The organism is Asanoa sp. NPDC049475 (genome assembly GCF_040676915.1).
Taxonomy (GTDB): domain Bacteria; phylum Actinomycetota; class Actinomycetes; order Mycobacteriales; family Micromonosporaceae; genus Asanoa.
In genome coordinates, this window is the sequence record NZ_JBFAPY010000020.1 from 1 (window position 1) to 12201 (window position 12201).

The 12201-nt window shown below is 72.6% G+C and carries 11 protein-coding genes and 1 pseudogene; 6 read left to right on the top strand and 6 right to left on the bottom strand.

The window, feature by feature from the left end:
* Positions 1-526 precede the first annotated feature (526 nt).
* The 4 genes and pseudogenes from AB0J88_RS39850 to AB0J88_RS39865 form a co-directional block, all read right to left on the bottom strand.
* Positions 527-1762, bottom strand: a complete 1236-nt coding sequence (locus AB0J88_RS39850) for an Rv3235 family protein (RefSeq protein WP_364738182.1) — start codon at positions 1760-1762, stop codon at positions 527-529.
* Between the two features lie 170 nt (positions 1763-1932).
* Positions 1933-2160 (bottom strand): helix-turn-helix domain-containing protein, encoded by a 228-nt coding sequence (locus AB0J88_RS39855; RefSeq protein WP_364362191.1) that lies wholly within the window; start codon positions 2158-2160, stop codon positions 1933-1935.
* 62 nt (positions 2161-2222) lie between these two features.
* Complete coding sequence (locus AB0J88_RS39860; protein WP_364738185.1) at positions 2223-2495, bottom strand: Lrp/AsnC ligand binding domain-containing protein; 273 nt, start codon at positions 2493-2495, stop codon at positions 2223-2225.
* A gap of 60 nt (positions 2496-2555) precedes the next feature.
* A pseudogene (locus AB0J88_RS39865) lies at positions 2556-2627 on the bottom strand (AsnC family transcriptional regulator); the annotation flags it as partial.
* A 172-nt stretch (positions 2628-2799) separates the two neighbouring features.
* On the opposite strand from AB0J88_RS39865, the gene AB0J88_RS39870 reads away from it, so the two are divergent.
* On the top strand, positions 2800-3216 hold the full coding sequence (locus tag AB0J88_RS39870) for a rhodanese-like domain-containing protein (RefSeq protein ID WP_364362190.1): 417 nt from the start codon (positions 2800-2802) through the stop codon (positions 3214-3216).
* 7 nt (positions 3217-3223) lie between these two features.
* Positions 3224-3721 (top strand): hypothetical protein, encoded by a 498-nt coding sequence (locus AB0J88_RS39875; RefSeq protein WP_364362189.1) that lies wholly within the window; start codon positions 3224-3226, stop codon positions 3719-3721.
* On the opposite strand, the gene AB0J88_RS39880 is transcribed toward AB0J88_RS39875, so the two are convergent.
* Positions 3704-4786, bottom strand: a complete 1083-nt coding sequence (locus tag AB0J88_RS39880) for a hypothetical protein (RefSeq protein WP_364362188.1) — start codon at positions 4784-4786, stop codon at positions 3704-3706. The two genes, AB0J88_RS39875 and AB0J88_RS39880, sit on opposite strands and share 18 nt — an antisense overlap.
* A gap of 242 nt (positions 4787-5028) precedes the next feature.
* On the opposite strand from AB0J88_RS39880, the gene pruA reads away from it, so the two are divergent.
* On the top strand, positions 5029-6657 hold the full coding sequence (pruA, locus tag AB0J88_RS39885) for an L-glutamate gamma-semialdehyde dehydrogenase (RefSeq protein WP_364362187.1): 1629 nt from the start codon (positions 5029-5031) through the stop codon (positions 6655-6657).
* 163 nt (positions 6658-6820) lie between these two features.
* Here the strand turns inward: pruA and AB0J88_RS39890 are convergent, their stop codons facing one another.
* Positions 6821-9211, bottom strand: coding sequence for a helicase-associated domain-containing protein (locus AB0J88_RS39890; protein WP_364362186.1), 2391 nt, complete (start codon positions 9209-9211; stop codon positions 6821-6823).
* A gap of 63 nt (positions 9212-9274) precedes the next feature.
* Between AB0J88_RS39890 and AB0J88_RS39895 the strand changes: the two genes are divergently transcribed.
* The 3 genes from AB0J88_RS39895 to AB0J88_RS39905 all read left to right on the top strand — a co-directional run bounded on the left by AB0J88_RS39895 (position 9275) and on the right by AB0J88_RS39905 (position 12118).
* Positions 9275-10075 (top strand): tryptophan 2,3-dioxygenase family protein, encoded by an 801-nt coding sequence (locus tag AB0J88_RS39895; protein WP_364362185.1) that lies wholly within the window; start codon positions 9275-9277, stop codon positions 10073-10075.
* 81 nt (positions 10076-10156) lie between these two features.
* Entirely contained in the window at positions 10157-11458 is a 1302-nt protein-coding gene (locus AB0J88_RS39900) for a protein kinase (RefSeq protein WP_364362184.1), read from the top strand.
* A gap of 144 nt (positions 11459-11602) precedes the next feature.
* Complete coding sequence (locus tag AB0J88_RS39905; RefSeq protein ID WP_364362183.1) at positions 11603-12118, top strand: PadR family transcriptional regulator; 516 nt, start codon at positions 11603-11605, stop codon at positions 12116-12118.
* The last annotated feature ends 83 nt before the right edge of the window (positions 12119-12201 follow it).

The following is a 12201-nucleotide window of genomic DNA, read 5'->3' on the forward strand; positions in this document are numbered from 1 at the left end:
CCCGCCCGGGGGCCGCGCCCCCCCGGCCCGCGGCCACGGGCCACGGCCCACGGCCACGGCCGACGGCCACGGGCAACGGCCCACGGCCGCGGCCCACCACGGCCGACGGCCACGGCCCACACGGCCAACGGCCCACGGCCGCGGCCCACACGGCCCACGGCCACGGGCCACGGCCCACGGCCGCGGCCCACACGGCCCACGGCCGCGGCCCACACGGCCCACGGCCGCGGCCCACACGGCCGACGGCCACGGGCCACGGCCGCGGCCCACACGGCCGACGGCCACGGGCCACGGCCACGGCCACGGCCGCGGCCTGCGGCAGGCCTTCAACGCGGGGCAGTTAGGACTTACTCGTCTAAGCCCCGGGGCTCTCCGCGAGTCGGGCCGAAGCCGTCGCGACGACGCGTCGTGTCCGCGCGGGCGTAGCCCACAGCATCCGCTCGGCGTGGTGCGGCGGACTCGATGGTGTGGTGGTGGAGCCCGGAGCGCCCACCGGCGTGCCCTGGCCAGGTGGGCGCTCCGGGAGTCATAGGACCTGGAGCACCGTGCCCAGCCAGCGCGTGCTCGTGTGTTCCAGGCGGAAGGCCATAGCCCACGTGCGGGCGTCGGTGCCCAGCGCGGCCGCGGCTTCGACGATGCCCGGGGTGGGCTCGCTGATCCGTAGGTGGCGTAGCCGCACCAGCTCCGGTTGCTGCCGGCGCTGCGCCGGACTGACCGGCATGCGGCGCAGGGCGTCGAAGAGTTGCTCCACCAGCGCGTGTGCGTTCGTCGGTCGCGACAGCGACCGGACATGGGCCACCGGGCGGTAGCCATTGAGGATCTCCAGGCACGCCCGGGTGAAGCGGCCCGCGGCATGCCGGGCCTCGGGCGACGCCGTGAGAGGTGCTTGGGTCGTAGCCGGTGCGGTGGTCTGCGGAGCCGTCGCATTCCCAGGCCGGCGGGTCAGGGCGGAGAAGTCGAAGGCGAGCTGGCCTGCGGCCTCGCGGTACCACTCGTCCGCGCCGGGCTCGTCGACATAAGGCGGATCGAACGACGGCGCCGGCCGGACGGTGATGGGCGGGTAGTAGCCCCTCGTGACCGTGCGCTTCTGCCGCGAGGAGCGACGGATCAGCGATGCGCCCGCATCCTGCGGGACCCGAGCCGGCGTCGCCGCAGGAACAAAACTGCGGCGCCCTGTCGCCTGACCCTGCCGGGTGGATGTCGGCGGTGGTGTGAGGCTGACGGGTTCTGCTGAATGACTCTGGCAGGTCGATGGCGGCGGCGGTGTGAGGCCGAGGGGCTTTGTTGGCGGACCCTGTCGGGTCGATGGCGGCGGTGGTGTGAGGCCGACGGGCTCTGTTGCCTGACCCTGGCGGGCTGGCGGCGGAGGTGTAGAGCCCATGGGCCATGTCGCGTGGCTGTGTCGGGTTGGCGGCGGTGCAGGTGCAGGCTCGGCACGCCTTCTCGGGCGTCTGGGCTGGGCCGGTATGGGCGCGGAAGTGGAGCGCGCCGTCGCTGGGCCCAGCGATTCCGCGGCATCCGATCGGGCCGGCGGTGTTGGGAGATCTCGGCGGACTGGCGTGTGTCCGCGTCCGCTGCCGACGGCGACGCGGTGCGGCGTGGTTGCCCGCGCTGCGGACGCGAGCGGCCAGCCTGTGCCGGTAGGCGTCACGGTCGCGAGTCCGCCGCCCGACGGCGGACCGATGGACGGCTGTGCGCTCGGCCCGCGACGGGACGATGCCTCGCGGGTCAGGACGATAGGCGGAGCAGTGGCGGTCGACATGGAGCAGCCTCCCCGGTGGGCTGATCACCAGACAAAGAATCTTGCGTTTGCTTTCGTTTGCCTTCGACCACACCATCTTGAGGCCAGACTTCGGCCTTCGTCAATGGAAAGCATGGAAACGGGTGCCTGCTGAAAGCAGACACCCCGATATGCCGAGAAACCGTGGGAGGCTAGTCCGGCTCTTTGTCGACCAGCGGGTTCGAGGCGACCCAGTCAGCGGTTTCCGCGTACTTGCTGCTGATGTATTCCTCGAGCTTCGAACGCTCGACCCGCCACTGGCCCCGCCCGCCGATCTTGATTGCCGGCAGCTCTCCGCTGCGGACCATGTGGTAGATCTGCGAGTCCGTGGTGGCCAGCTCCTCAGCCACGTCGGACAGACGCAGGAACCTCGGCTCCACCCGGATCACCCCTCAACCAGCGCGGTTGCCTCAGTTTGCCACCGACTGCCTGCGGACAGCACCTATGCCTCGGCCCCGGGGGCCAGCGCCGCCGCGGACGACACGTCTCGGCCCGGCAGAGGGCTGGAGTAGACGACGCTGGTCGTCACCGCGCCCAGCCCGGCTATCCGGCCCGACACCGACTCCAGGTGGCGCATCGAGCGGGCGACGACCTTGAGCACGAAACAGTCCTCGCCCGTCACGTGGTGGGCCTCGATGATCTCCGGCGTGGTCTCGAGCAGCGCGTAGAACGGCTTGTAGTTGCCTGTCGGATAGCGCAGCCGGACGAAGGCCATGATCTCCAGGCCGACCACCGCCGGCGGCACCACGGCACGGTAGCCGGCGACCACCCCGGCCTCCTCCAGCCGCCGGACCCGCTCCGCGACCGCGCTCGGTGACATCGCCACCGACCGGGCCAACTCGGCGAAGGACGCCCGCCCCGACGACTACAGCTCAGCCAGCAATCGCCAGTCGGTCGCGTCCAGCGCCGGGGAATCAACGGTCACCACATCAAACTACCGGGCAACCAACGCCCGATCAACCAAAGGACCGTTGACAGACCATTCAGCGCAAGCCAACAGAGCAATACCGTCAACAGGCATGAACGCACAGGAGTTCTTCGCCGCCAAGCTGGCCTTCCAGACCGACGTCTCCGACGTACACGCGGCGGAGGAAGGCAGTTTCACCCTCGTCGACACCCGCGATCTCGCGGCATTCCGGCAGGCCCACATCCCGCAGGCGATCCACCTGCCGAGAAGGATGATCCCGATGCGCGCCGACAAGCTGCTCGACAAAGCCACCCCCGTCGTCGTCTATTGCTGGGGTCCCGGCTGCGACGGCGCCACCAAGGCGGCCCACGAGCTCGCCCGCCGCGGCTACGACGTGAAAGAGATGATCGGCGGCATCGAGTACTGGATCCGCGAAGGATTCGAAGTGCTCACCGAGGACGGACCAGTCACCCGCGAGGCAGACCCGTTGACCGCGCCGCTGGCGGCCGTACCCGGTGGCAGTGTATGAACGTCCGGTGCCAGACGCTCTGATCCGGGTCTACCTGCCGGCGACGCTGCCGATGCTCGCCGCCCTCCGCAACGAGGGCCTCACCGTCGCCGCGGCGCACGCCGTGACCGCCGACCTGCGGGAGTGGTACGCGGAGGGCGACGAGGAGGAGCTCGAGTACGTCGCCTTCACCCGCGCCGCCCAGAGCGCCCTGCGACTGCTGCGCCAGGATCCGACCGCGCCGCGCCGCCGCGTGGTGGTCTCCGCCGACCTGGGCCGCGCGGCCGTGCAGCGGGTCGACGCGGAGCTCGGCTCCAGCATGGTCAAGCTGACCGGCCCCGTGCCGCTCCAGGCCGTCGCGGCGGTGCATGTCGACAGCCGAGACGCCGAGGGTGACGTCGAAGCGGCCGCCGGTCAGGTCGAGGAGGCGCTGGCCGGCGACCCGGACGCGCAGTTCGCCGTCGACATCGCCGAGGACCACGAGCTCGAGTGGTACGACGTCTCGGAGCTAGACACGCTTCTTTGAGGGCAGCGTGCGACCGAACGCGATCGTGGTGGTCAACGCGCCCACGAAGAACACGATCAGCGTGTACGTGAGCCGGTCCGCGTCGACATGCGCACGGAAGGCGCGGTCGTACTCGCTGAGCGACGCCACCGCGTCGAGCACCTGCGCGCCGCCGACCCGGGTGACCACCTCGGTGACCAGCAGCGTGATGCCGACGCCGGCGCCGGTCACCATGTAGAAGGGCCAGCTCAGCGCGCCGCCCTCGGTGGTCTCCCGCTTGGTCACCCGGCGTAGGTAGACGTACGGCACGATGCCCGCGACCAAGCCCGCGACCAGCGCGGCGAGGGTGCTCGCCCCGGAGATCGGGCCGGCTCCGAGGTAGTTGAGCACGAACTGCACCGCGAACACCGCCAGCGAGCCGGACAGCACGGCGGCCACCAGCGAGGTGGGGCGCAGGCCGGCGAGCGCGCCGCCGACCACCGACGCCGCCGCGATCGTGGCCGCCAGCACCCGGCTGCCCGGGCCGTCGTACCCGATGATCACGCCGAGCGCGCCGAGCAGGCCGACCGCGACGCTGGTCACCAGCGCGCCGGCCCACCGGGTCGACGCCGCCGGGGTCCAGCCGGCCCGGGCGATCAGGTTGACCGCCACCAACGCCGAGGCGGCGCCGGCGACCAGGCTGGCCGAGACCACCGTGGGCAGCGAGATGGCCGCCGAGGCGATAGCCACCGCGTCGGTCACCGAGGTCGAGATCTCCCGCTGGAGCACCCACAGCGTGGTGCCGAACCAGGCGAGCGCGAGCAGCGCCAGCAGGCCGGCGCCAGGGCCGGGAACCAGCCCGGTGGTACGGGTGGTCGGCCGCGTCGAGATCCGCACCGGCGCGTCGTCGGCCTCGTCCGTGCCGGGCTCCTCGTCGGCGAGCTCGTCAGCGACGTCGTCCGGCTCGACAGACGAGTCAGGCGAGTCATGCGAACCAGCGGACTCGGAGGGCTCGGGCGCGCGTTGCGCGACCACGGCGGGCGACGCCGTCTCCTCGGCAGGGGGCGAGTCGGGTTCGGTGCCCACAGCCCCGGTGCGCTCGCTCATCGTGTCCCCTTCGGTCGACTCGACCCCGGTCCGCTCGACGCACCAGGGTACGCGGGTCGCCTGACCGGCCCCGGGCGCGGGCGCACAGCGGTGGCCATGCGGTCGGACGTGCGAATATGGCTTGAGGTCCCACCACCGTGGCGCTGGCACCCGCCGGTCGTCGCGGGTGCGCGCCCGGTTGACCGCCCGGCGCCGGCGGGCCGGATTCCGCCAAAGCCGTCAAGACCGGTCAGGAGCCGTAGATGGACGCCGTGTTCACCACCCCCGAGCCGCGCAACGAGCCGGTGCGCGACTACGCGCCTGGCAGCGCCGAGCGCGACAGCCTCCAGCGCCGCCTCGCCGAGCTTGCCGGCGAGCGGATCGAGCTGACCATGACCATCGACGGCGACCAGCGCATGGGTGGCGGGGACGCCATCGACGTGGTCCAGCCACACCGGCACCGGCATGTGCTGGGAGTCACCCATAACGCGTCCAACGCCGATGCGCAGGCGGCGGTGACGGCCGCGAAGGCGGCGGCACCCATGTGGCGGAGCATGTCGTACGAGGACCGGGCGGCCGTCTTCCTCCGCGCGGCCGACCTTTTGGCTGGTCCCTGGCGTGACACCCTCAACGCGGCCACCATGCTCGGCCAGTCGAAGACCGCCTACCAGGCGGAGATCGACGCGGCCTGTGAGCTGATCGACTTCCTTCGCTTCAACGTCGCGTTCGGCCACGATCTGCTGGCCGACCAGCCGCGCTCGTCCAACGGGGTGTGGAACCGCTTCGACCACCGCCCGCTGGAGGGCTTCGTCTACGCGATCACCCCGTTCAACTTCACCGCGATCGCCGGCAACCTGCCGAGCGCGCCGGCGCTGATGGGCAACACGGTGGTCTGGAAGCCGTCGCCGACCCAGCAGTTCGCCGCGCACTTCACGATGCGGCTGTTCGAGGCCGCCGGCCTGCCGCCCGGCGTGATCAACATGGTGACCGGCGACGGCCTGGCCGTCTCCGAGGTCGCGTTGCACGACCCCGACCTGGCCGGCATCCACTTCACCGGGTCGACCCCGACCTTCCGGCACCTCTGGCACGAGGTCGGCACCAACCTGGACCGCTACCGCGGCTACCCGCGGCTGGTCGGCGAGACCGGTGGCAAGGACTTCGTGGTCGCGCACACCAGCGCCGACGTCGACGCGCTGCACACCGCCTTGATCCGCGGCGCCTTCGAGTTCCAGGGCCAGAAGTGCTCCGCGGCTTCCCGCGCGTACATCCCCCGCTCGATCTGGGAGGGTGGCCTGCGCGACCGGCTGGCCGCGACCGCCGACAGCCTCACCTACGGCGACGTCGCCGACTTCCACAACTTCGGTGGCGCGGTGATCGACGCCCGGGCGTTCGCCAAGCACGCCGGTGCCCTCGACCGGATCAAGAACTCGGCCTCCAGCACCGTGCTGGCCGGTGGCACCGCCGACGACAGCGAGGGCTGGTTCGTCCGTCCGACCGTGGTCGAGTGCTCCGACCCGACCAACGAGGTGTTCACCACCGAATACTTCGGCCCGATCCTCGGCGTCCACGTCTTCGACGACGCCACGTTCGACGACGTCGTGCGACAGGCCGAGGGCATCGCACCGTACGCGCTGACGGGCTCGATCTTCGCCAACGACCGCCGGGTCGTCGACCAGGTCTCCGAGGTCATGCGGTACGCGGCCGGCAACTTCTACATCAACGACAAGCCGACCGGTGCCGTCGTCGGCCAGCAGCCGTTCGGCGGCGCGCGGGCCAGCGGCACCAACGACAAGGCGGGCTCCTGGCACAACCTGATCCGCTGGACCTCCCCGCGGACCATCAAGGAGACCTTCGTGCCGCCGACGGACCACCGCTACCCGCACATGAGCTAGGGGCGTGTCTCGTGGATCATGCCGGCACCCCGCCGGGCCCAGACGACGACCGACCGCACGCGGAGGTGGGTCGGATACCGGTGTTGTATCCGACCCACCTCCGCGCACGCCCGGACGCCGCCTGGACCTCGCCGGGGCACCACCCTGATCCACGAGACACGCCCTAAGCCGGTCGGACGCGTTCGATCCGGTTCAGGCCGAAGACGCGTTCGTCCTCGCGCAGCCGGCACCAGGCGACCATCTTGTTGCCCTCGAGCTCCAGCGGCTCGACGACGCGGCTGGAAAAGTCGCCGCCGGCCGTGCGGTAGTCGATGCTGACCGGCCCGCCGACCACGATCGCGTAGACCAGCAGGTCGCGTTGGCGGGCGTCGAGCTGTGGGGTGTGCCGCCGGACCTCGGCGGCCACCACCTCGGCCGGATCGCCGGGTTCGGGCTCGGGGCTGTCCGGCACCAGCCACAGCATCGGCCGCTCGGTCGGCGTCGAGGACGTGCCGCCGGCCGCCACCAACCGGGGCCGGGCCGGCGCGCTGACGCCCTGGTCGAGCAGGCGCTCGGCCAGTTCGACCAGGTCACCGACGGGCGCCGGCCGGGCCGCGGGGACCTGCCCGGGCCGCCGCCGGGGCGTCGCGCGCACCCGGGGCGCCCGGCGGACGACGGGCGCGCCGGTCGCGTCCTCGCCCGCGGGCGAGTAACCGGCGGCACGCAGCGCCTCGAGCGTCTCGTCCGCCGAACGCGGGCTGCTCAGGATGGTGGGCGCCAGCGCGGCGAGGCCGAGCGTACGCAGCGACCGGACACCCAGCAGTTCCGTCGCGAGGGCGGCGGAGTCGGTGCGCAGCACGCAGCCGACCGCCCGCACCCGGACCAGGCCGTGCTGGCGGCCGACATCCTCCACCAGGTACGCCAGCACCTGCGGCAGCGAACCGTCGGCGGCCACGATCCGCAGGGCCGCCAGCAGCGTTTCCGCCGTGAACCCGGCGTCCAGCGCCGCCCGCACCGAGCCGGCGGTGAATCGCCACGTCGATGCGCTGCCGTCGGCCGCCGTGCGCTCGGCCGCGGTGTCGAGCAGCGTGGCCAGCGGCGCCGCCGGCAGCCCCGGCACGAGTGCGGTCAGGTCGGCCTCGAAGATCGCCTCGGCGACCGCGTCCGGCAGCAGTTCGGCGCCGACCGCGACCAGCGTGTCGGGTGCCTCGGCCAGCGCGCGGCCGAGCGGGCTGAGCGCGCCGTGCGCCACGACGCCGAGCAGCGCCGCCTCGCGCAGGGTGCCCTCGACCAGTGGGTGCGACGCGGGCACGACGATCGGTAGCTGCCAGTGCAGGGCGGCTGCCACACCGTCGGTCGCCGCACCCCGGCCCGGCGGCAGGGCGCCGAGCAACCGCAACAGGCCGGGCCGGCCGTCGAGCACCGGCGCCCAGGCCAGGTCGGGCAGCAGGGCGGCCAACGCCGGGCCACCCTCGGGGCGGCTGTCAGCGGTGGCGACGGTCGGCAGGGTCAGCCAGGTGGTCAGCAGGGTCGCCAGCCGCTCGGCCGGGCTGGCCGCACGCCATTCGTCGGCCGCGGCGGTCGGCGCGATCGTCTCGTCGACGAGGCCGAGCAGTCCGGCCGCGTACCCGAGCTCCAGCCAGAGCCGCACCTCGGCCTCGTCGGCACCGATCAGCTTGGCCGCGCGGCGCAGCTCGCGGGCACCGACACCGCCGGACCGCAGGAACGCGAGCGGGCTGTGCTCGGCCAGGTCGAGCAGCGCTCCGACCCGTTGCACCGCGCGCGTGCCGGCCGCGACCGCCTCCCGCTCGACCGCGGCGGCCGGCGCCAGGTTGACGGCCAGCGCCGGCGGACGGGGGTCGAACGGTGCGCGCCAGTCGGGGCCGCGCAGCGCCACGGCGACCTCACGCGGCATCGTGACCCGCCGCCAGCCGTCGGGGAGCACCAGCCCCCGGTCGAGAGCCCAGGCGAGCGCCGGGTCGGGCTGCTCGGCCACCGGCCCGGCGTGGGCCAGCCGGTCGAGCAGCGCGCGGGTGTCGTCGGGTGCGAGGTCGGCGGTGGCGCGGACGCGGTCCGCGTCGGCGAGTACCGCCGCGACCGCGCCGGCCAGCTGCCGGGGCCGGTCGGGGCGGACGCGCCAAGTCGCGGCGATGCCGGCCAGCCGGTCCCGGTCGACCGTCTCCAGCAACGTGCCGGCCGGTGGGCCGAGACCGAGGGGGAACTCGAAGGACGACCGCAGCGGCGCGGCCATCCGCAGCAGGCTGGCCTCGTCGGGCCACACGAGGGCGAGCGCGGCGAGCCCCGCCAGCGCCTCGCCCAGGTCAGGCCCGCCCAGCAGCCGCGCGAGCTGGTCCGGATCCACGCTCGGGCCGCCCAGCCCGGCCAGGGCCTCGACCACCTGGGCCTGTGGGAGCGGCACTGTGGACAAGGCGGCCGCGACCGAACTGTCCCGTTCCAGCCGCTCCGCGAGGGTGTCGAGGTCGGCGGCCGGCAGCGCGTCGGGCCGCCGCTCGATGATCGCGGCGAGCTCGCCGGGTGAGCGGAGGGCCAGCCAGCTCAGCAACGCGGACGCCACGGCAAGTCAGCCTGCTGCACCCACTCGCGCAGGTCAAACAACCAGGGGTTTAACGTGCGGAGGGTGACCGAAGAGATCCTTCATGACGCCCATTTCGGTGAGCAGGGTGGCCGCCTCACCTATGGCGCCTACCTGCGCCTCCCCGATCTGCTCGACCAGCAGGTCCCGGAGTCATCGCCGCCCGCCCACGACGAGCTGTTGTTCATCACGATCCACCAGGTGTACGAGCTCTGGTTCAAGCTGCTGCTCTCGGAGCTGACCGACGCCCGTGACCGGATGCTGGCCGGGGAGAGCTACCTGCCCCGGGTGCGGCTGGAGCGCTGCCTGGTGGTCGAGCGGGTCCTGGTCAACCAGGTCGACGTGATCGACACGATGACCCCGCAGGACTTCCTCGCCTTCCGCAACAAGCTCGCGCCCGCGTCGGGCTTCCAGTCCGCTCAGTTCCGCGAGATCGAGTTCCTGTCCGGCGCCAAGGACCCCGGCTTTCTGCGCCGGTTCAAGGGGCTGGCCGACGACGATCGGGCTCGGCTCCAGGCCCGGCTCGACGAGCCGAGCATGTGGGACGGCTTTCTGGCCGTGCTGACGAAGGCCGGCTTCGACGTGTCGACCGACGAGGCTCGGTTCTCCGCGTACGCGGCCATCGCCAACGACCGGGAGCGGTTCGGGCAGCTCTGGGACCTGGCCGAGGCGCTGGTCGCGCACGACCAGGCGTTCTCGCTGTGGCGGGCGCGGCACGTGTTGATGGCCGAGCGGCAGATCGGCACCAAGCCCGGCACCGGCGGCTCGGCCGGCGGCGCCTACCTGCGCTCCCGCATCGAGATGCGTTTCTACCCGGAGCTCTGGGAGATGCGCTCCCGCCTCTGACCCCAGGTTCGTGCCATCCCGGATTCGGGCCGGCCGCCGGGCGTTTCCGCGCACCTAGCTTGGGGCGCGGGGAGGTCGGAGATGGAGCGGTACGAGCGCGGCGACGAGATCGCCCGGGGTGCGGTCGGCACCGTTTTGCGGGCGGTCGACGGGCACACCGACGAGCCGGTGGCGATCAAGGTGCTTCGGCCTGAGGCAGCCGCGGAGCCCGAGCTCGTCGCCGGCTTCGCGTCCGAGGCGGAGATCCTCGCCGGGCTCGACCATCCCGGCATCGTCCGGCTGCGCGGCACGACCACGCTCGACGGTGCTCCGGCGCTCGTGCTCGACCTGGTCGAGGGCGAAGACCTACGTCGCCGGGTACGGCGGGACGGCCCAGTGCCGCCGGCCGTCGCGGCGCACATCGCGGCCCAGGTGGCCGACGCGCTCGCGTACCTGCACGGTCGGGGGATCGTGCACGGGGACGTGAAGCCGGCCAACCTGCTCGTGCCCGCCGACGGGGGGCGGGTGCGACTGACGGACTTCGGCGTGGCGCGGCGGACGGCGGCGCACCTGCCGGCCGTCCTCCACGCCACGCCGGAGTACGTCGCGCCCGAGGTGGTCGGCGGCACACCGGCCGGTCCGGCGGCCGACGTGTACGCGCTCGGGATCGTCCTCTACGAACTGCTCACCGGGCGCAGCCCCTACCGTGGTGGCCAACCGACCCAGGTGATCGCCCGGCACTCGACGTGCACTCCCGTACCGCCGCCCGGCCTGCCCGCCGTCGTCTGGCCGGTGATCGAGGACTGCGTGTCCACCCAGCCGGAGCGGCGACCGGCCGCGCGACTGCTCGCCGCCCGGCTGCGCGGGCTGGAGCCGGCCCTCGACGGCGCGCCCACGCTGTCACCGCTGCGCGGGGAACAGGTCACCTGGTGGCCTCGGCCGGGCGGCGCCACTGTGGCCCGTGCGCCGGTGGCGTGGGTGCCGCTGCGGGCCGCGCCGGTCTCGCCCGCGTCCGCGTACGCCGGTGCTCTGGTCGGCATCCCGCTCGCGGGACTCCCGGAGGCAGGACCGGCCCCTGTGGATCCGGAGCGACCGCCCCGTTCGGGTCGACATCGGCGTGTCGCGTTGTTTGGTGCGGGGGTGGCGGTGGTCACGCTCGTGGTGCTCGCCGCGTTGGCGATCCTGAGTGGTGCCAGGGGTGCGGGTCCGGACCTGGGACCTTCCTGGCAACCCGAGGCGGGCTCGCCACCTGCGGTCGCGGACACCACCTTTCCCAGTGGCACCAAGGCTCCCACCAGCACCGCAAGCCCTTCGCCCATGGTGGACGAGCTGCTCGTACCACCCGACCTGGGGCCTGTGCCCGGTATCGGGGAACTCATGCCTTCCATGCCTCCGAGGACATGATCAAGGCTTTTGCAGCCGATACCGCCCGCCTGGCTTCATTGTCCTTAGCAGACTGTCTGTCACAGACAGTGCATTGTGGAGACGCCCAGTTTTTGATCAGTCGAAATCCTGGACGAGGGGCCGCCTGCGTGCGACCTTTGAGTTATGGCGGATACTGACATCAACCCCACGGCGGCCGCACTGCTCGGTCTGCTCCACGAAGGACCGATGACCGGCGGGCAGCTGATGGCGTCCGCCGAGCGTCGGCTCGGCCCTTACTGGTCGATGACCCGCAGCCAGGTCTACCGCGAGCTGCCGGCGCTGGCCGAGCAGGGCTACGTGCGTCTCGGCAAGCCGGGTCCCCGTTCCAGCCAGCCCTACGCGATCACCGCGTCGGGCAAGCGGGCGTTCTCCCGCTGGCTCAGCGAGACGCCCGGCCGCGACGCCGTGCGCAACCCGACGGCCCTTCGCGTGGCGTTCGGCAACCAGCACTCCGGCGGCCAGCTCAAGGAGCTCTACGCCAACGCCAACGCCTACCACAGCGAGCAGCTGGCGTCGGCCCGCGAGCAGGCCCGGGAAGCGAAGAAGGAAGGCGACGCCTACGGCGCCGCAGCCCTGGATTTCGCGATCAACTACCACAAGGCAGCTCTCAGCTGGCTGAAGGCAGCACCGGCCAAATAGCTGGGCTCACTCGCTCCCGCAGCGCCGAGAAGCTCACGCGGTGCGGTGTCGTCCAGCCCTTGCTTCGCTCGGCTGGACGACAC